This is a genomic window from Bacillus shivajii (assembly GCF_020519665.1).
Taxonomy (GTDB): domain Bacteria; phylum Bacillota; class Bacilli; order Bacillales; family Salisediminibacteriaceae; genus Bacillus_CA; species Bacillus_CA shivajii.
In genome coordinates, this window is sequence record NZ_CP084703.1 from 2,875,150 (window position 1) to 2,893,549 (window position 18,400).

The 18,400-nt window shown below is 36.5% G+C and carries 19 protein-coding genes; 4 read left to right on the plus strand and 15 right to left on the minus strand.

All coding sequences use genetic code 11. The annotated features are described in order from the left end of the window. Window positions 1-19: 19 nt before the first annotated feature. Window positions 20-739, plus strand: a complete 720-nt coding sequence (locus tag LGQ02_RS14025; RefSeq protein WP_226514978.1) for a Crp/Fnr family transcriptional regulator — start codon at window positions 20-22, stop codon at window positions 737-739. Here the strand turns inward: LGQ02_RS14025 and LGQ02_RS14030 are convergent. From LGQ02_RS14030 to liaF, 3 genes are read right to left on the minus strand one after another with little or no spacing between them, the layout of a single operon-like run. After that, complete coding sequence (locus LGQ02_RS14030; protein WP_226514979.1) at window positions 736-1,362, minus strand: response regulator transcription factor; 627 nt, start codon at window positions 1,360-1,362, stop codon at window positions 736-738. The two genes, LGQ02_RS14025 and LGQ02_RS14030, sit on opposite strands and share 4 nt — an antisense overlap. Continuing rightward, window positions 1,362-2,519: a sensor histidine kinase gene (locus tag LGQ02_RS14035; RefSeq protein ID WP_226514980.1), complete on the minus strand. Its 1,158-nt coding sequence runs from the start codon at window positions 2,517-2,519 to the stop codon at window positions 1,362-1,364. The genes LGQ02_RS14030 and LGQ02_RS14035 overlap by 1 nt, the downstream gene beginning before the upstream one ends. Beyond that, window positions 2,512-3,345 (minus strand): cell wall-active antibiotics response protein LiaF, encoded by an 834-nt coding sequence (gene liaF / locus LGQ02_RS14040; RefSeq protein WP_226514981.1) that lies wholly within the window; start codon window positions 3,343-3,345, stop codon window positions 2,512-2,514. The genes LGQ02_RS14035 and liaF overlap by 8 nt, the downstream gene beginning before the upstream one ends. Before the next feature lie 716 nt (window positions 3,346-4,061). Here liaF and LGQ02_RS14045 point away from each other — a divergent pair. After that, window positions 4,062-5,102 carry an LCP family protein gene (locus tag LGQ02_RS14045; RefSeq protein WP_226514982.1) on the plus strand — a complete coding sequence of 347 codons (1,041 nt, stop codon included), beginning with the start codon at window positions 4,062-4,064 and terminating at the stop codon, window positions 5,100-5,102. A 98-nt stretch (window positions 5,103-5,200) separates the two neighbouring features. Here LGQ02_RS14045 and fabF read toward each other — a convergent pair whose 3' ends face one another. The 9 genes from fabF to LGQ02_RS14090 form a co-directional block, all read right to left on the minus strand. Continuing rightward, the gene (fabF, locus tag LGQ02_RS14050) at window positions 5,201-6,442 is read right to left on the minus strand and encodes a beta-ketoacyl-ACP synthase II (protein WP_226514983.1); all 1,242 of its coding nucleotides are present in this window, start codon (window positions 6,440-6,442) and stop codon (window positions 5,201-5,203) included. Between the two features lie 42 nt (window positions 6,443-6,484). Further along, the gene (locus LGQ02_RS14055) at window positions 6,485-7,417 is read right to left on the minus strand and encodes a beta-ketoacyl-ACP synthase III (RefSeq protein WP_226514984.1); all 933 of its coding nucleotides are present in this window, start codon (window positions 7,415-7,417) and stop codon (window positions 6,485-6,487) included. A gap of 299 nt (window positions 7,418-7,716) precedes the next feature. Further along, window positions 7,717-8,058 (minus strand): hypothetical protein, encoded by a 342-nt coding sequence (locus tag LGQ02_RS14060; protein WP_226514985.1) that lies wholly within the window; start codon window positions 8,056-8,058, stop codon window positions 7,717-7,719. Window positions 8,059-8,162: 104 nt separating this feature from the next. Next, window positions 8,163-8,486, minus strand: coding sequence for a hypothetical protein (locus LGQ02_RS14065; RefSeq protein ID WP_226514986.1), 324 nt, complete (start codon window positions 8,484-8,486; stop codon window positions 8,163-8,165). A gap of 996 nt (window positions 8,487-9,482) precedes the next feature. Then, a complete protein-coding gene (locus tag LGQ02_RS14070) occupies window positions 9,483-10,436 on the minus strand; it encodes a BMP family ABC transporter substrate-binding protein (protein WP_226514987.1) in 954 nt (317 codons plus the stop codon). A gap of 279 nt (window positions 10,437-10,715) precedes the next feature. Beyond that, on the minus strand, window positions 10,716-10,874 hold the full coding sequence (locus LGQ02_RS14075; protein ID WP_226514988.1) for a hypothetical protein: 159 nt from the start codon (window positions 10,872-10,874) through the stop codon (window positions 10,716-10,718). 203 nt (window positions 10,875-11,077) lie between these two features. Continuing rightward, the gene (locus LGQ02_RS14080; protein ID WP_226514989.1) at window positions 11,078-11,833 is read right to left on the minus strand and encodes a hypothetical protein; all 756 of its coding nucleotides are present in this window, start codon (window positions 11,831-11,833) and stop codon (window positions 11,078-11,080) included. A 197-nt stretch (window positions 11,834-12,030) separates the two neighbouring features. After that, entirely contained in the window at window positions 12,031-12,210 is a 180-nt protein-coding gene (locus LGQ02_RS14085; protein ID WP_226518324.1) for a YjzC family protein, read from the minus strand. Between the two features lie 65 nt (window positions 12,211-12,275). After that, window positions 12,276-13,001 carry a YwiC-like family protein gene (locus LGQ02_RS14090; protein WP_226514990.1) on the minus strand — a complete coding sequence of 242 codons (726 nt, stop codon included), beginning with the start codon at window positions 12,999-13,001 and terminating at the stop codon, window positions 12,276-12,278. Between the two features lie 195 nt (window positions 13,002-13,196). Here LGQ02_RS14090 and LGQ02_RS14095 point away from each other — a divergent pair, with 195 nt between their 5' ends. After that, entirely contained in the window at window positions 13,197-13,745 is a 549-nt protein-coding gene (locus tag LGQ02_RS14095; RefSeq protein ID WP_226514991.1) for a hypothetical protein, read from the plus strand. A gap of 168 nt (window positions 13,746-13,913) precedes the next feature. Here the strand turns inward: LGQ02_RS14095 and LGQ02_RS14100 are convergent, their stop codons facing one another. Beyond that, window positions 13,914-14,624, minus strand: a complete 711-nt coding sequence (locus tag LGQ02_RS14100) for a Crp/Fnr family transcriptional regulator (RefSeq protein ID WP_226514992.1) — start codon at window positions 14,622-14,624, stop codon at window positions 13,914-13,916. 412 nt (window positions 14,625-15,036) lie between these two features. On the opposite strand from LGQ02_RS14100, the gene LGQ02_RS14105 reads away from it, so the two are divergent. Continuing rightward, window positions 15,037-15,939 (plus strand): diacylglycerol/lipid kinase family protein, encoded by a 903-nt coding sequence (locus LGQ02_RS14105; RefSeq protein WP_226514993.1) that lies wholly within the window; start codon window positions 15,037-15,039, stop codon window positions 15,937-15,939. A 26-nt stretch (window positions 15,940-15,965) separates the two neighbouring features. Here the strand turns inward: LGQ02_RS14105 and LGQ02_RS14110 are convergent, their stop codons facing one another. Then, window positions 15,966-17,099 carry an MGDG synthase family glycosyltransferase gene (locus LGQ02_RS14110; protein WP_226514994.1) on the minus strand — a complete coding sequence of 378 codons (1,134 nt, stop codon included), beginning with the start codon at window positions 17,097-17,099 and terminating at the stop codon, window positions 15,966-15,968. 398 nt (window positions 17,100-17,497) lie between these two features. Beyond that, window positions 17,498-18,382, minus strand: a complete 885-nt coding sequence (locus LGQ02_RS14115; protein WP_226514995.1) for a diacylglycerol/lipid kinase family protein — start codon at window positions 18,380-18,382, stop codon at window positions 17,498-17,500. Window positions 18,383-18,400 lie beyond the last annotated feature (18 nt).

Sequence of the window (18,400 nt, forward strand, 5' to 3'; positions counted from 1 at the left end):
AGTGGAAGGAGGCTTAAAATTGGACGTTCAACAAAGTGAAAATTCATATGTTCCTTTTTTTCAGCAACTTTCAAAAGAAAATCGAGATATATTATTAACTCATGGATTTAAACATCATGTACGTGCCGGCTCCACGCTTTTTTACGAAGGTGAAACAGCAAAATACATTTATCTTGTAAAATCTGGAGAAATTCGATTGAGTAAAATGACAATCGACCAAAAAAAATTCTTCCTTCACTTGAAGAAGAAAGATGATATCGTTGGGGAATTTTCTTTATTTAACGATATGAGCTCAAGCATGACTGCTGAGGCTGTCGAAGATTGTGAACTTATCCGCTTCGATCAAAAAACATTAGAAGCACTCTTTACGCAAAATGGTGAAATTGCGACCGCATTCATTAAGTTATTTGCCAGAAATACACAGTCTACGCAAGCTAAGTTTTCTGATTTACTTCTTTATGGAAAAACAGGTGCACTGTATTCGATCTTAATCCGTTTTAGTAACTCATACGGCAAAAAGAAAGACAATGGTATTCTCATTACAAAAAAATTGACCAATCAAGAAATTGCTCATTTCATTGGTACGAGTAGAGAAACGGTCAATCGTATGTTGAATGATTTAAAGCGTGATCACATCTTATCTGTAAATGACGGATATATTACGGTTCATGATGTAGGATTTTTAAAAAGACATTTACAATGCGGTAAATGTCCTGTCGAAATATGTACACTTTCTTAAATTAAATGATGTTTGTTTGCATAGATCGCTGCTTGTGTTCGGTCTTCTAGCTCTAATTTTGCAAATATATGGCTGACATGTGTCTTAACCGTTTTGATTCCAATATACAACGTATCTGCTATTTCTTTATTTGACATTCCTTTTCCTATGAGCGCAAGCACTTCTTTTTCTCTTTTCGTTAATGTTTCATGTTTTTGCGATGAGTGCATTCGTTCAAGCATTTTTTGTGTCACTTTCCCTTGAAATGTTGGCTCTCCTTTATGTGCTTTTCGAATCGCATCAGCTATTTCCTGTGCACTTGACGTTTTTAAAAGATAACCAAAAGCACCTGCTTCAATAACAGGAAAAAGCATTTCATCATCTAAATAACTTGTTAGGACAATGATTTTTATCTTTTCTTCTGATTGCAACTGTTTTGTCGCTTCGATTCCATTCATCCCATCCATCAAAAGGTCCATTAAGATCACATCTGGTTGTAATTCCTTAGCTTTACGAACAGCTTCTTTACCATCAGACGCTTCTCCTACTACTTCTAGATCGTCTTCAACTGATAAGTATGTTACAAGACCCATGCGAACCATCTCATGATCATCAACAATTAGTACTTTGATCTTTTCACCCATTATTCATCTCCCCCTGTTCCATTTTCTGTTAAAGGAATACGGAACTCTAATTTCGTTCCTTTACTTGGATAAGATACAATGGAAAAATGCCCACCTAACTCTACAATCCTTTCTTCCATTGAATTAAGCCCATAGCTTACTCTCATTTGACTATCGTCACTCTCCATATCAAAGCCAATACCGTCATCTTCTAAAATAAGAAGTAGCTGTTCTGTTTTTCGTACAGCTTTTAATGTCAAAGACTTCGGGTTAGCATGTCGTAATGCATTTGAAATTCCTTCTTGTATCACTCGAAATAACTGTTCTTCTACCCCGGGTTCTAAATTTGGTAGCTCTAATAAAGACCAGCTAATTTGTAATTGAGGGTGCTTCCTTCTCAACTCATCTAATATTGATTCTAAAGCATCACTTAACCCGTTTCCCTCTAAAGTAACTGGACGTAAGTGCATAATTAATGCTCTCAACTCTTGTTGAGCGTGATGAACCATCTTCTCTGTTTGCTGAAATAATTGCTTTGCTTTCTCAGGGTTTTTTTCAATCACTTTGGGCATTGCTCCAAGCGACATGGAAACGGCAAATAACTCTTGACTAACTGCATCATGTAGGTCTCGAGCTAACTTCCTTCTCTCCTCTAGGCTTGCCGCCCGCTCTGCTTCAGAAATTAACGTAGCATTTTCGTTCAAAACCCTTCTCATAGAACGTATTTGCTGTTCTACATCTTTGGTTAAGTGATGGATTTGAACACTTAATTCCTTTACTTCATCGTCACGATCAACGTGTAACTGTTGCCTAAATGTTCCACGTTGGAATTGTTTAAGCTGATGGATGATATGCGTAATTGCTCGTTTTAACCCTGAAGCATATGTATACGAATAAATCACTGCTGCTGTTAAAAAAATCAAAGTGAAAACAATTGTTATACTAAGCATCAGAATTGGTTCAGACAATAACATGACAAATGCCGTTTCATCTGAATGAACGCCTATAGTTACAAACCCTTGTAATATGAAATAAATAATAAGTAAGGCACTTGCACCTGTCAGGGCAACTTTAAATTGAAGACGAAGAAGGTCCCATAATATCCCCTTTAGCTTCTTGTTTACCTTGTGATGTGGCTTCAACCATTTTTTTCGTTTTAAGTTCAACCGATTAGTCAATGGTTAAAACCTCCACATCACCAATATTCAAATGAACATAGAGAATGACTTGTTTCTCCGCATCATAAAAGTTTGGACTAGTGTAGGTCGCATTCCTACTTGTCCCCGAGTACGTATCATCAAATAATGTCACTTCACCAATACGCACATCAACGAATGCTTTGACTGCCATATCGCGTGGTACAAGAATTTCAACAGATCCAATCCAACCACTAACATCAATGATGTTTTCTCCTTCTTTTAACACAGCTTTCGTTAAATCGATATCGACACTACCTATCCCCATTGAAATATCTGCTCCGTCAAGCTCCCACGGTTGCCTTCCTAATGAAAGGTCACCTAGAAACTGTTGATACTTTTTTCTTTCGTTCCACTGCGTTTCTCTTTTTTTATGATTGGAAAATGCCGTTTTATTTTCCGATTTATTATTTTTTCTTGCCTGATCTCCACCTACGTTAATGACGACATCTCCATTACGATCAAGTAAAACTTTCACACCGATATAAATGATTAAAAGCGGCCATAGGACATGAAATAGTTCGCGAAAACCAAAATCAATCCAGCCTGTGTTGTTCCCTAAAAGAACGACTCCAACAACTAAGACAATACTTCCCCACACTAATTTACCAATATGCCATTTATCTCTACGTAAACTATGGATGAAATAAATGATACCTTCAAAAAAAATTTTTAGTCCGATTAACACGATAAGCACTGGCCAAAACATCGCGAATATACTAGTTGCTTCTGTTTCTATGAACCCTATATTTGAAAGCAGAAAAACAATACCTGTTGCTAATATTAAAAAACCTAATATATTTTTCATCTACGATTCTCCTTTTTTGTCAGGAAGAATAAGAGGTTCACTCCCTCCTATCCATTTACATATATTTTATCTGCTTGACGTGAATACGCCAATCCATTTTTCAGAATAAAAATGAAATAGCTGTAAATCTAATCTTGATAGGATTTCAGTTTGTTGTATTCATCATAACGTTTCTTTTTAATAGAAAAAACGGACGCGAGGTTGGTTCTCCCTCCGTCTCAAGACTGAGATTCCAACACAGAGACGATTGTTTTCTCAACCCTTTAATGAATATTCTTCTTATTTGAATGAATTTCATAATTACGTTTTTTGCGCAGTGAAACGAATGATATTATAAATATTTCATTAAATGTACGTTTTATTTGGAATTGGACGTAACAAAAGACGGCGACTCCCGGAGGATCAGCGACGAGCAATACTTCTTCGAACTGCTTCGAGCTGCGACGAGTAACCGCAGGAGCACTGTTTATCTGTGACGAGTAATCGCAGGAACAACGAGCTGAAGATCCACTTAGGCGAAGAGTTGTTGAGCCTAAGTTAGCTGAAGATAAGCCCTCGGGAAAGCGTCCGTCTGAAGTGAAGTTCACACTCATCATTCGGAATTTCGCATCATATTTTGAGTTATGAAATTGATTCATTTATTATAAATTAAAAATTCATCAATGAAACATGTGGGGTCTTCTGATATAATCTAACTAAGTTAGAGGTGACGATAAATGGCAAGAAACCGTCGAAAAAGACAATTTACAACATGGAAAAGAGTAGTTCTTCTCGTATTTTTACTAGTTATTTTAGGTGGACTTATTACAGCAAACGTCGCAAAAAATGAATACGAACAAGCACGCCAAGAGTCTTTAAGTGAGCTTGAAGATAGTGGGAGATCTCCTTCTGATGACGAAGATATTGAATTCAATTCTTCTGATGACTCATTAGACTACATTAATGTTTTACTTGTAGGTTTAGATGACGAAGAAGGTTATGCTAGAACAGATACAATCATGCTTGCACAATATCACCCTAGTAAAGGGGAAGCACGACTTGTTTCATTTATGAGAGATATGTACGTAAGCATTCCTGGCTATCGTGATAACAAGATAAACACTTCTTATGCTTTAGGTGGTCTTGAACTATTACGTGAAACGATTGATGAGAATTTCGACATTGACATTCATTACTACGCACAAGTAGACTTTAATGGGTTTACACGTATAGTAGATACGTTATCACCTGAAGGAATTGAAGTCGATGTTGAACGAAGAATGTTCTATCAAGACGGAGCAGGTACCCTTACGATTAATTTCGCTGAAGGATTACAAACGATGGATGGTAATGATGCATTGAAGTACGTTCGTTTCCGTAATGATCACGAAAATGACTTTGGACGTGTGAGACGTCAGCAACAAGTTATGACGATCTTAAAAGATGAATTAATGAGTATTAGTGGTGTTCGTCGTATTCCTCAAATACTTGGATCAATAGAACCATTTATACAAACAAATATCAGTAATCAAAAGCTAATTAGTTATGGACGTGATTTCTTTTTAAATTCAGTTGATGACATTGAAACGATGACTTTACCTATTGAAGATGGGTACCGTAATGAATTTTATTCGCATGCCGGTGCAGTATTAGAGTTAGATAAAGAAAAAAATAAGCAAGCATTACAAAACTTTTTATTAACCAGTCTCGAATCAGAAAGTGAGCTTGCCGAAAATAATACAGACAAACCTTCTAACACGCCTTCAAATGATTCATAAAGAATGTTAAACGAGCTTCTATAATTGAAGTTCGTTCTTTTTTTGGTAAGAAAAAAGCATGAGACCTACCAACGGGATCTCATGCTTTTTCGCATATACTATTCTGTGTATTTCTTAAATATCAAAGCAACATTATGCCCACCAAATCCTAGTGAGTTACTCATAACTGCCTGAATATCTTGCTCTCTAGCTTCATTTGGTACATAGTCAAGGTCACATTCAGGGTCTGGTGTTTCAATATTAATCGTTGGTGGAATAATCCCGTCTTCAATTGCCTTTACCGAGAAGACAGCTTCCACTCCACCAGCCGCACCTAATAAATGACCAGTCATTGACTTTGTTGAACTAATCGCTAGCTTTTCAGCGTGGTCACCAAATACGTTTTTCGCAGCGATCGTTTCATATTTATCATTGTACTCTGTGCTCGTACCGTGAGCATTTAAATAAGTGATTTCTCCAGGCTGCATGTTTGCATCTTTTAATGCTTCGTTCATAGCACGTACCGCACCCTCACCTTCTGGGGCAGGAGCTGTAACGTGATATGCATCACCAGTTGCACCATAACCTGTAATCTCAGCATAAATGTGAGCACCTCGTGCTTTTGCTGATTCTAACGTTTCTAATACGAGAACTCCTGAACCTTCTCCCATAACAAAACCATCGCGATTAATGTCAAACGGACGGCTTGCTGTGTTTGGATCTGGATTCGTAGACATTGCTTTTGCTGAGCTAAAACCAGCAAAGGCCATCTCAGTAATCGGTGCTTCTGCTCCACCGGTAATCATAATATCAGCATCTCCGCGCTGTATGACTTTAAATGCATCACCAATAGAGTTCGCTCCAGATGCACAAGCGGTAACTGTACATGAGTTAACACCTTTTGCGCCTAATGTTATCGAAACTTGGCCTGAAGCCATATCGGGGATCATCATTGGTACAAAAAATGGGCTAACACGGCGGTGACCCCTTTTTTCATAAAGGCGGAAATTCTTTTCATAAGTCTCCATTCCACCAATTCCTGAGCCAATCCAAACTCCTACACGGTTTGCGTTTGATTCATCGATCGTTAAGTTTGCGTCTTGCACTGCCATTAATGAACTAGCTACTGCAAACTGTGTAAACCTGTCCATTTTACGAGCATTTTTCGGGTCCATAAAAGTACCAGGATCAAAGTCTTTCACTTCTGCTGCTACGGCTGTAGGAAATTGCCCTTCTTCAAATTTCGATACTTTAGATATTCCAGATTCACCTTTAATTAAACGTTCCCAAGTGCCTTGTACATCATTTGCTAATGGAGTGACTGCCCCGACACCTGTTACAACGACTCGTTTCTTTTCCATCGTCTATTACTCCTTTCAATATCGAACTTTCATCTAAAATGTTTACCGTCCCCACCTTAAAGCAACTGATCCCCACACTAATCCTGCTCCAAAGCCAACAAGAACAACCACATCATCATCTTTAATTTTACCATGTTCGAGGTCATACTTTAATGAAAGTGGGATTGATGCCGATGATGTATTTCCATAACGGTCAACTGTTTTTGACATTTTTTCAATTGGAAGTTCTAACCTTTGCCGTGCAGATTCCATGATACGAATATTTGCCTGATGTGGGATAATGAAATTGACATCCTCTTTCGTTAATCCAGCTTTCTCTACAACACTTAATGAAGACTCTCCCATTTGTCTAACAGCAAATTTAAAAACTTCGCGTCCATTCATTCTTAAGAATTCATCTTGTTTGATATGCTCTCCACCGCTACCATCTGATCCTAAATCATAGGAGAGAATTCCTCTTCCTTCAGAAACTTGGCCCATGACAGCTGCCCCTGCTCCATCACCAAAAAGTACGGCTGTATTACGATCTTCCCAATCTACAATTTTTGAAAGTTTTTCAACACCGATAACAAGCACATTGTTGTGGGCACCTGAATCGATAAACTGTTTAGCCGTCACCATACCGTAAATAAATCCTGCGCAAGCAGCACTTATATCCATTGCTGCTGCATTCGTAGCTCCTAACTGATGTTGAAGCATTGATGAAACGGATGGAAAAGGCTGATCAGGTGTAACAGTTGCCACTAAAATGAGATCAATATCATCAGGTGAGATATTTGCATCCTGAATAGCTTCTTTTGCCGCATTGAATGCCATATGTGATGTATCAATTTCTCCTGAAGCAATTCGTCGTTCTTTAATGCCAGTACGTGTTTGAATCCATTCATCTGATGTATCTATCTTGGTCTCTAACTCTTTATTTGTAATTACTTTCTCAGGGACGTAAGTACCCATACCAATAACTCCTGCTGGCATCCCTTCTCCTCCTCCATCAATCTTATTAGATGATTTTTATAGTTAATATTATGACCTAGTACTAAATAAAATGCAATCATTGAATTACGGTTTTCGTGAATATCCTTAAATGTTGCCACCCATGAAAATAACTATTCATATAAAAAATATTTATCACGACCTTGATTTGTTCATCATTTTCTTGCGTTTTACTTAATGGACAGATCTTAAACGAAGGTAAATCAGGCTTCAAAAGAGGCAATAAGAAAAAGAGAGTTACGAGAGCTCGCGCTCTATCGTAACTCTCTTTCTTTAACTTATTAATATCCCTGACCGAAGCTATGGCCATGAGGGCTGTACGAAGGTCCGTAATTCGGGCCGTAAGAAGGTCCATAACTTGGTCCATACATCGGTCCATAATTCGGTCCGTAAGAAGGTCCGTAAGAAGGTCCGTATGATGGACCGTAATAATATGGTCTTGGGTAGCCATGTGGAGGACGGTTAAAAGCACCAGTTAAAACCGACCCAATTGCTAATCCACCTATAAATGGAATGGCAGGGAAGAAACGTTGGTCGTGCCCGTGATGGTGACCATGTCCGCCGTGGTGTCCATGACCTCCATTTCGCATCCATTGTTGTTGATACATAGGAGAGTGCGACACTGCAAAAACCTCCTTTAACTGTAAGTCAAATCATTTTCTATTGTGATTCTCCTTACTAGCATATGAGGACATTCTGTCGTGTGCGCCTGTCCCATTGTATTTGACTAGCTTTTTTCATTCATCGCTTCCATTAATTCCACAAACATTTCATCAACACGAGCTTTTAATTTCTCTTCTTGGTCATTTTTCCCTTTAAATGTTTGCAACTCTTCGTACGTTTTTAAAAAATCATCAATCGCTTTAGAACCAATCTGAGCAATTGCTAAATAAGATAAAAACTTTACATTCGGCTGCTCTTCTTGGTGTAAAAATGGTTTAATTGGCTCTAACGTTTCACGCGCTTTATCATATTTTTTTTCATGCACGGCTTCGTACCCTTCAATGACTCGTTTCGCCATTTTTTCTAATGCTTTTGGTCTTTCTGACACACCAATTCCTCCTTGCAAAATTGCTTTAAGTTACATGATGAACGTTTGCAAATAAAAAAGCAAATGATATTCAACCAAATAGTTCCGTTTAAAGGGAGAAAACCGAAAATAACAACTTATTTTTCGAGGTAATCCGCGCCTGAATTATCTCCTTTATATTTGTTGAGAAGCAGTTGAAATACACTTCGCTTTCCGCAGGCACGGCTTCAGCTAACTTTGGAAAGAAAACTCATTTCTTTCCAAAGTGGATCTTCTGCATCCTGCTTCTTCCTCTTCTAGTCTTGCTATGTAGCTGAATGCGTCGAAGCACTCTTTACCTGCGACGAGCAAGCGTAGCGGCGCAGGAGCAACTCATAGTCTTCTCGAAGAAGCTTTGTTCGTCGCTGTTTCCGCAAGAAAGAGCGTAGGTTCATCGAGAAAACATCGATTTGTCTCGACGGACAGGACGTCCTAATACCGGGCATGTCACAGGACGTGACGCTTTGCCCGGTGGACGGATAAAACATCAGAGCAAAGCTATTAGAGGAAGAGACAGTCTACGTGTATTTCTACTGCTTCCGAGCATCTAAACTTGTTTATTTGTACCTAAAGAAAACATCTTTTATAACAGTTTTAATTTTAAAGCTACTTCATCCATTCCATTGCCAGTTTAACCGACTGCTTGCCAATTTCATACGGTGAAAAACATGGTAACGTTGGGGAGGAACTCGTATTGAATATATTACTCGAAGAAGTGAAAGGCGGCGACTCCAGCAGGAATAGCACGAGCCGAAAATCCCCCAAAACACATAAAATGAGTTTTGGGAAGTTGAGGCCGTGCCTGCGGCAAAGAAGACACTATGAAAGCAAACGAAGTGAAGCTTGAATAGATGTCGCACTTGTGCCTTGAGGTGAAAGCGTGCGCCTGTAAACGGATTCGAGTGCTTATATTAATAAAAACCACAATAAAAAGGCAACACGTCAAACTTAATGTTAAACGTGTTGCCTTTCATTTTTTTATTTTTCATGGGGGAATTTCCCTGTTTCTATATATCTTTCAATATGAGTTTCAATCCATTGAACAACTTCCTCAGGAACCTCTGAGCTATACTCACCTAATGTAATGACACCTTCACTGAAATCAAAATATAAATTCCCATTATCAAGCTCACCTTGTTTATAAGCCTCTGCTACGTATTCATATAACTTTTCTACTCTTTGAACGGTACTTGTTAAGATCGTTGACTCACCTAGGTCAATATGATCACCAACATAGCCTATTGCATATAACCCTTCATTTTTCACTTCTTCAACTACTGTCACGTGATAACCGTCTCCTGCTGGGTAAAAAACATCAGCACCTTCACTTTTCATTTTGCGAAAGTATTCAACCGCCTTTTCCTCATCGACCCAGCTTTCAACAAATTCAATCATTACTTCAATATCATCATTTTGAAAGCTTGCTCCATCTTTAAAACCATCTACTTCCGGTTGAAATGGAAACGCAGCAATTACACCGACTGTGTTTGTCTCTGACATTTTACTAGATAGCATTCCAGCAAAATATCCCATCGCATACCCTTTAAAATGTAAGCTAGTTATGTTTTCACCACTGACTTCTCCATTAAAGCTAACAAAGTGAACATCTGGATAGGACCTTTTTAAATCCATAAAGTAATCTGCATATAGTATTCCGTGACCAAAAATTAAATTTACCCCTTCATCATGAAGTTCATTAACCGCTTCCATTATAGAAGACATTGTTTGAACATCTTCTTTAATATAAACATCGACGCCAAGACTTGATTGAATATTTAACATCCCTTGATATGCTTTGCTATTCCAGCCTTGGTCATCAATCGGGTGAGATAATAGCAGACCCACTTTTTCTAAGTCATTCTTTTCTCCACCAGCACACCCTGTCATAATGATGAAAAGGAGCATCAACCAAAACCACCACCGATGCTTCATCCTCGCTGACACTCTCCTCTACTATTTTACTACCCATTACTATGTCTTTCTCTTATTATACATGTCTTTACGAATAAGAATGTTTCATATTCCATGATAATATTTCGACAAGCTAAATGAATATCCTTCTTTAAAAGTACATTTTCTAAAAGATTGCTCCTGTGATTACTAGTCGCAGGTAAAGAGTGTTGCTTTTTGTAAAAAACACTGGAGTCGCTGCCTTCTACTCTGTGAATAGATAAAAACAACGATTTATCGAAAAGAGCCTTATACGTGACCCTATCTCTTTCTTCGATAGAAGAGCCATTCAGTTAATCCACCAAATAATAATGCAATAATTAACGAAATGCCCGTATTTAAACCAAATATTTGAAAAAGGACGATGTAACTAAAAATCGTTATTAATGAAAAAATAATAAGTCCGTAAACAAGTTTCAAATAGATGCCTCCTCCTTTCTCGTACCTAAACAATATCATGTCAAAGAGTTTCAGGAATGACAAGATAAAGGTTCAATATTTGTCGATTTTTTTATGAAAGTATGCTTGTCCAAAGATAGAAAAAAGGGGTGTTACCTTTTCATAACTGAAAAGACAACACCTATTGTAAACCTATACAACAAACATTTTATCATCTTGAATGATTACTTTTCTGCTGTAATTGTTTCATGTTTATGAAAAAACCTTACAAATCCTTTAATAAATTGATCGATTGATTTACCAGGCATATAAAATGTCGTTTCAATTGACTGAAAGTGATCTTTTTTTTCTTCTAAGAACGGACGAACATGCGAATCAGGAGAGTAAGGTGCTTGGTATACAGCTTGGTATATCTGTAGTGGCACTTCACTGCTCCACTTTTCATAAGTTTCTTTTTGCTTTTCTAAAACTCCTTCAATTTCATTTTCATGAACATGATAAGCCTTTCTAATTTCTTGTCTGAACTTTTTATAGAAAAAAATATTCGACTTCTCATCAGCATGATGACGCTGTAAATGAAAACAAGGGTTAAATAAGATGGCTGAGCGAAGGTTTAAATACCCTTTATTCAATAAGTTCATCGCTAACAATACACCCATACCTTCTGCAAAAACATGAATAGAACTGTTTAATATTTCCGTTTTTAGAACTTGTTGAATTAATCTCTCTGATAGTAAGGTTGCATCCTCATTTCCCCAATGAACGCCTTCGTGATTCGAATAAAAGACAGTATACCCTTCATCAAGGAGTTTCTCGAGCAAAGCTTTTCGTTCATGGTTTTGGAGCCAATAACTTGTTTCACGTTTTACATACTGTTGCTTATCACCGAGGATACAAATGGCAAAACCATTTGGCTTCTCCGGTAGATGAATGAGGCAATCTTTTTCATCTATTAGAAAATGTCGTTTACTAATACCCATCGCTAATCTCTCCAAAGTCTTTGTCTAAAGCTTCTCCTTTACTTATGATATACACGGAATATACATCTTGTTCTCTTCTTTTTTAAATAAAATAAGAAGATTTTTTGACTTTTAAAACTTCATCCTCTTAACATATAAATACTCATAGCATAAAGAATGAGTCGCAGCGAAATACGTATTCGCTGCGACTCGTTTCATTAAGGTTTACGTTTGTACGTCCATATTCGATCCTGATTAGCGGTCTCAGGAAACGTGTCTCCTGCTCTCATTTTTATTTGCTTCGGGTTATTCACTGTACTACTTGTTTCACCAATTTCTACATAAAAACCATTGTTTGGTGCTTTATCACCTGGTTTAAACTGTCTCCGCTGCCCCATCATCTCACCTCATTTACTTTGATTCAATCAATATGATTCCCGAATTAAAGTGAAAATATGAGAAATTAAATCAGGTAGTAACTAATCACAATAATAATAAAGAAAATGACACTATTAATGATTTCAACGATCCCAATTTGCATAGGTTTCTTTAGTTTCTCTTTAGGAACAAAATATGTTTTTAATGCACTAACTGAAAAAGCTAACGCTGCAGCATACCAATGAAAAATCATTGCGTATATAATGATTGCTACATGAAACACTTTTGAAAATTTATGGAACGTAACATTTTTCTTTTCACGAATAAGTGATTTAACATGAAAAACACTAGAAATAAAAAACAAAACAACCCAATGAAAATGGATAATAGCACCTAAATCAATCATCCCTGCTCCAAGCTGGTAAGCGACCAATAAGAGCAATGATAATGCAATGATTGCAATAACATCATTTATAAATAATCGCTCTCTTTTTGTTTTTGCAAAATACACGTTTAATGAAAATAACGGAATAATCATTATTCCAATGAGTAAAATCATTGGCTCCATAAACAAAAACGGAACCGTAAATAAAAACCCTACGACTGTATATATCGAAAATACAGGCCACACATCTTTATGCTTAGAATTACGAACAAAAGTAAGTAGTGGGCCTTGTGCAAAATATAAGGAAAATACACCGATAAAGAAAATTGCGTGAAACCAATTGATCCCACTAATTGCTGCACCTATCCAATATGGAACAATTAACATTGCCCAAGCTCCATGCTCTCGCGGTATATACCATTTCATTTAAATCCCTTCTTTCTTACCTGATCTCTTATTATCATTTTAATCGATCTATAAATAAAATTATGTGATTCACATCACAAAGCGAAAATAAATTATATTAACACTGTAAAAATGGTTATTGTGATGTTTGACACAGCACTTCACAAATAATTTTGGTAAAGTATACATAACGGAAATGATGAAGGAGGATTTTTAATGCTTAATGCAACCATCACATATAAAGACAAAATACATTTTTATGAGACTATTGCCCCTCTTAATTGTAAATTTGACGGAACCAATTATTTTAAACAACTATCTAATCAATCTACACGGAAAATAACCATTTCGCATGATGAAGAAAGTCATAAAATTTTATTTAGCTTACCAAATGAAGTCTCTTTTGAAGAATGTCAAAAAGCAAATACAATCATTCGTTTTATTGCTGATAACGTTCAAGGAGAGATTGACGATGAACGAGCTCAGTTAGGTTACGATGAAGAAGGTAAACCTGTATATATATATCATCGTTTTGAACATTGGGTTGAATTTATCGACGAAGCAAAGCATCGCTCACTCGAAGGGCAAAAAGTTGCTGTCTTACATGGAAAAGAGATTCTCGGTGAAGGATTACTATTAACTTTTAAGAAAGAACAACCTATTGATGACTCATCACAACCGGTTATTTCCTGCACATTGCTAACTACTGACGGTGAAGAATCTTTTTATGGTGAATTAAAAGTAGAACCAATTACACAGTGGTAACAAAAGCGCAAGGTACTAATGACAAATACACACAGCCCCTGCCTCTGTGAATGTTGAAGTCACCATCCGTTTTCGTACTCGTGTTATAAACGCTTGTTTCTGTTAGTAGATAACGATCGGGAGATTGAACACTTATAAAAAAACAAAGGGCTTGAACAGCCCTTTGTTTTAAATCGTACAAATTTCTACCGGACAATCACCACAATGTAAAAAGTCTCTAAAATACTGTATATCATGAATCGTAATGTACCCATTATCGACCGATACGGTTCCATCTTTTTTTAGTCCATTAATCATACGGTTAATACTTTCTCTTGTTGTCCCTATATAATTTGCAATGTCCTGGTTAGTTAATTGAACATTTATTAAAATATCTTTTCCTTTTTGTACACCATATGAATTACTAAATCGAATTAATGTTGAATAAAATGCTCCAGTTTTCCCACATAATATTAAGTCACGGAATTTTGCTTGTGTCGATTGTGTATGTCGCGCGAACCATTTCATAAAAGCAACAGCAATTTCACCATTTTCACGGAATAAAGCTTCTAACGTCTGCCGGTCAAACCGTATGAGTGTTGCTGGTTCGATTACTTCTGCTGTTACACTAATTGCCATCTCATTGAAGAGTCCAACTTCTCCGACAAGTTCATCTTTTTGCTTTAAATGAACGGAAAATTCTTTTCCATCGGCTGTCATTTTACTCAAGCGTACCTTTCCTGAACGTACTAAGTAGACATGTTCAGGGAAATCTCCTTCGTAAAAAAGAAAGGTCCCTCTTCTTTCATGAATTTCAAGGCCATATGAGAGCAATAGGTTTTGATTTTCTTCAGATAACTCATTAAAAAACCTTTTCATTTGTAATTGTTTTTTTTCCATTATAAAAACCTACTTTCTTCGTCCTTCTTAAATTGCATATCATGACGAGAGCGTTCCTTCTCTGTTCCTTTTATTTCTATTTTTATATTATCACTATTTAAATAGTTATAAAGGCGATGAATTTGAAGATTTTATGACGGTTTCATTCAATATTTTGTCACAGCACATTCTATTGTAAAGCTTTGTTAAAATTTGTTGCTTTATCATAGTAAACAAAGTTGCAATAGAAACACATAGCGCTCGTTCCCCTTCCCTCTACAAGTCAGGTGCATCTATTGAAAGTACTTATGATTGGTCAACATTAAACAATGACAGAGCTCTAAAAAAGAGACTAACGTATGCTAATCAATCGTTAAGGGAAAAATTTAAAAAAATCACTCTTTTTTGTTGAGAGATCATATACGAGGTATTTATGAGAAATAATCAAATGCGCGCCCTAGTCATTTACAACCCAACTTCCGGAAAAAAGAGATATCATAAAAAGTTCCCTATAATCAAAAAAAAGCTCAAAGAACTTGGTTATACGTTAACAACTCTTTATTTAACTAACTTCACTGGTCATGAACCTTTAATAAATAAAGCTTGTAGTGAAAATTGGGATGCAATCTTCATTGCTGGAGGAGACGGAACGATCAATTATACAATACAAATCATTGCAGAGGAAAAAAACTGTCCTCCTATTGGTATCTTTCCTTTTGGGACGAGTAATGAGTTTGCAACATATATTGGAATGACAACGGATATAGATCATACGATTTCAATGATTGCAAAAAGATATTTTAGGTGGATAGACATCGGCAAATTCGGTAATAAATATTTTGCAAATATCGCATCAGCAGGTTGGCTATCAGACATAACATACCGAACTTCACCATTTTTAAAATCATACATTGGTGAGTGGGCTTATATTTTGTCCTTTTTGAAATACTTTTTTACAACGAAGCCAACAGGACAAATATGTGTTGAGTTTGATGATACAAACAAAATAAACGATTTATCTTTATTTTTAGTAATGAATGGCAACGGGGTTGGACCTTTCGAACGCTTAATACTAAATAGTGATTGTAAAGAGGGGTACTTCCATCTTTTTATATGTCATCAATCAAACCGTTTTGCCCTTTTTTGTGAACTACTCCGTATCATGCTACATTGCCCTAAAAAGCGTGACCCATTTATTAGACATACGAACATCCAGACAGCAACCTTTACAATTCCTGATAAGGTTTCGCTAAACCTTGATGGCGATAAAGCAACGACAAATCAATTTAAGTTTCAAGCCTTGCCTAAACATATAAAAGTGTTTAGTGCCACTTAAACTTACAAAAGAGTTGAACACAGTGTTCAACTCTTTTTTGCCTCTTGAATGACTTCTTCCTCCGTTAACATAAGGATCGTTTCAACAATATGGTTAGCCGCATCAGGTCGTTTTAATTTATTGGCATTAAGCATGATTTTTTCTGTAAATGACGGTTTGTAGAGTACGTCTTTCACTATATGTGAGAGCTCATCCTCAGAATCAACTTTTATTGCTGCTCCTACCCGGTCTAAATATTGCGCGTTATGCTCTTCATGGCCTGGAACAGGGTTAAAAATCACGATCGGCGTTTCACAAGCAAGAGCTTCTGCTAATGTTAATCCTCCTGCTTTAGAAATGATAACATCACTTGCTTTTAAATAAAGTAGAAACTGATCGGTAAACTCAATAACCTTTATATGATGTTTACTAGGCTGATTATAAATATATCTTTTCACTTTCCTGTTATGTCCGACCATACAAACAACTTGTATTTGTTCTCGAAGGTGTTCAAGCTTTTGAATAATCTTCACGTAATTTGTTAGGCCAATTCCTCCACCAGCGATTAATACAATTTTCTTTCGGTAAGGTAGTCCGAGTTCATTTCTAGCATTCAATTGAGACATATTAAAACATGTGTTTTCACAAATCGGAATACCTGTTGAATGAAAGCGATGTGAATGTACATTATAATCTTTTGTAAAAGAATCAATTTCAGATGAAGCAGTAAAATACCCATCAATCTCATCTCTAATGTAAGCAGGATGCAATACAAAATCTGTAATCACTGTATAGAAAGGAATGTCTATTTTTTTCACATGCTTCATTCGAGATAAAAAAGCGGTCACAAATGGGTGTGTAGAAATAATAAAAGGACATCCTTGTTTCTCAATCATTGCATACAATTGATTTACAAATAATGTCCCGAAACGGTCTAACAATAGAAATAGTGGCTTTTCTTCCGCCCGAAAATACAGTCTTCTCCATAACGAAGGATGTATTTTTAGTAATTGAATATAACTTTTTAACATAAAGGCATGTAATAATGGATGAATATCGTAAAATGTGTCTATTATTTTTGGTTTATATCCGTATTTTTCGAATTCAGCTTTGATTGCTTTAGCCGCTTGATTATGTCCATGTCCAATCGAAGCTGAAAATATGATTGGCCGACCTTTCATGTCATTTCCTCTCTTTCTTGACAATCTGTCGTATCACCCTCAATTCTTAACAATATCTTTCCAAATCATTTTCAATTGATACATTCTTGCTTAGATTCATTAAATAGGTATTGTTTCAATCAATCATAATCTGTTCTTCATCGCCGTTTACATATTTTGGTCCACCACTTCTCATACTAAAAACACATAACACCTACTCAATTAGACGGCAAAAATATACTAACAAGTGAGGTGAATATTTTTGAAAGTCGACTTTGAAAAACTAAGATCTTTTTTCACTGAATCTGTTTATTCTTTTTTCCTGTTTGAGTATGAACACCTTTTTGAATATGATCCTGTAATGCTTTATGAAACGAACCATCCATTAACCGAAAAATAGTAAAGAAAAAAAGATGCTCTCACACAACACGAAGAGCATCTTTTTCTATACGGAGACTAATTGGACTTTCCATCATAGGTTCTCCATCACTATGTATAAATATTGGTTTTTCACTTGTTATGTGTACTTCCCTACCCTTTAATATCGTAACATTCTCCTTTGTTATATGCTTTCCTTTGTATGCTTTCGGAAACAAGTTCAATAGTTCCCACTTCGACATCCTTTGTACAATGCAAAGGTCAAGGAGACCATCATTAAATGAAGCTTCAGGACATATCGCAATTCCACCAGCATAATTTGGTGCATTGGCTACTGCAACTAACCAAACATCAGTAAATTTCTGAGTCTCACCGTCTATCGTCAACTCGATATCCGTTGGTTGATAACTTTTTAAAGTTTCCAGTAAGCAAAAGGCGTATGATAACCCACCTAATTTAAAATGATTTAAGTAACGTTTATAAGAAGAACGATTTACATTTTTAGCAACCATCCCATCTAGTCCAATCCCCGTAACGGTTAAACAGTATTGCTTACCAGTGTGTAATAAGTCAACTTGCCTCGTTTCATTAATTAATATTCTCTTTAAAGCTTTCATCCAATCCATTGGAATACCTAAAGACCTAGCAAAGTCATTTCCAGAGCCTGCTGGAATTACCCCAAGAGAAACATCTTGATAAGCAAGCTCATTTGCCACGTGATGAATCGTCCCATCACCACCAACAGCGATGATCGTTGTTACTTTTTTCTCAACAAAATCTTTTACTGTTGCTTTCACATCTCCTTCAGATTCGGTAAAGCAAGCAATAAAGCGATAATCGTTATCCATCATATATCGTTCTACACGCTTCCATACCCGCCCTCCCTTACCGTTACCAGAACGACTATTTATAATAAAACCAATCATTGTACTTCCTCCAATACA

Bases quoted from the DNA above. Each gene is read 5' to 3' on its own strand.
- LGQ02_RS14030 (WP_226514979.1), bottom strand. From the start codon at position 1,362: ATGGGTGAAAAGATCAAAGTACTAATTGTTGATGATCATGAGATGGTT.
- liaF (WP_226514981.1), bottom strand. From the start codon at position 3,345: ATGAAAAATATATTAGGTTTTTTAATATTAGCAACAGGTATTGTTTTT.
- LGQ02_RS14045 (WP_226514982.1), top strand. From the start codon at position 4,062: ATGGCAAGAAACCGTCGAAAAAGACAATTTACAACATGGAAAAGAGTA.
- fabF (WP_226514983.1), bottom strand. From the start codon at position 6,442: ATGGAAAAGAAACGAGTCGTTGTAACAGGTGTCGGGGCAGTCACTCCA.
- LGQ02_RS14055 (WP_226514984.1), bottom strand. From the start codon at position 7,417: ATGCCAGCAGGAGTTATTGGTATGGGTACTTACGTCCCTGAGAAAGTA.
- LGQ02_RS14070 (WP_226514987.1), bottom strand. From the start codon at position 10,436: ATGAAGCATCGGTGGTGGTTTTGGTTGATGCTCCTTTTCATCATTATG.
- LGQ02_RS14080 (WP_226514989.1), bottom strand. From the start codon at position 11,833: ATGGGTATTAGTAAACGACATTTTCTAATAGATGAAAAAGATTGCCTC.
- LGQ02_RS14085 (WP_226518324.1), bottom strand. From the start codon at position 12,210: ATGGGGCAGCGGAGACAGTTTAAACCAGGTGATAAAGCACCAAACAAT.
- LGQ02_RS14090 (WP_226514990.1), bottom strand. From the start codon at position 13,001: ATGAAATGGTATATACCGCGAGAGCATGGAGCTTGGGCAATGTTAATT.
- LGQ02_RS14095 (WP_226514991.1), top strand. From the start codon at position 13,197: ATGCTTAATGCAACCATCACATATAAAGACAAAATACATTTTTATGAG.
- LGQ02_RS14100 (WP_226514992.1), bottom strand. From the start codon at position 14,624: ATGGAAAAAAAACAATTACAAATGAAAAGGTTTTTTAATGAGTTATCT.
- LGQ02_RS14105 (WP_226514993.1), top strand. From the start codon at position 15,037: ATGAGAAATAATCAAATGCGCGCCCTAGTCATTTACAACCCAACTTCC.
- LGQ02_RS14110 (WP_226514994.1), bottom strand. From the start codon at position 17,099: ATGAAAGGTCGGCCAATCATATTTTCAGCTTCGATTGGACATGGACAT.
- LGQ02_RS14115 (WP_226514995.1), bottom strand. From the start codon at position 18,382: ATGATTGGTTTTATTATAAATAGTCGTTCTGGTAACGGTAAGGGAGGG.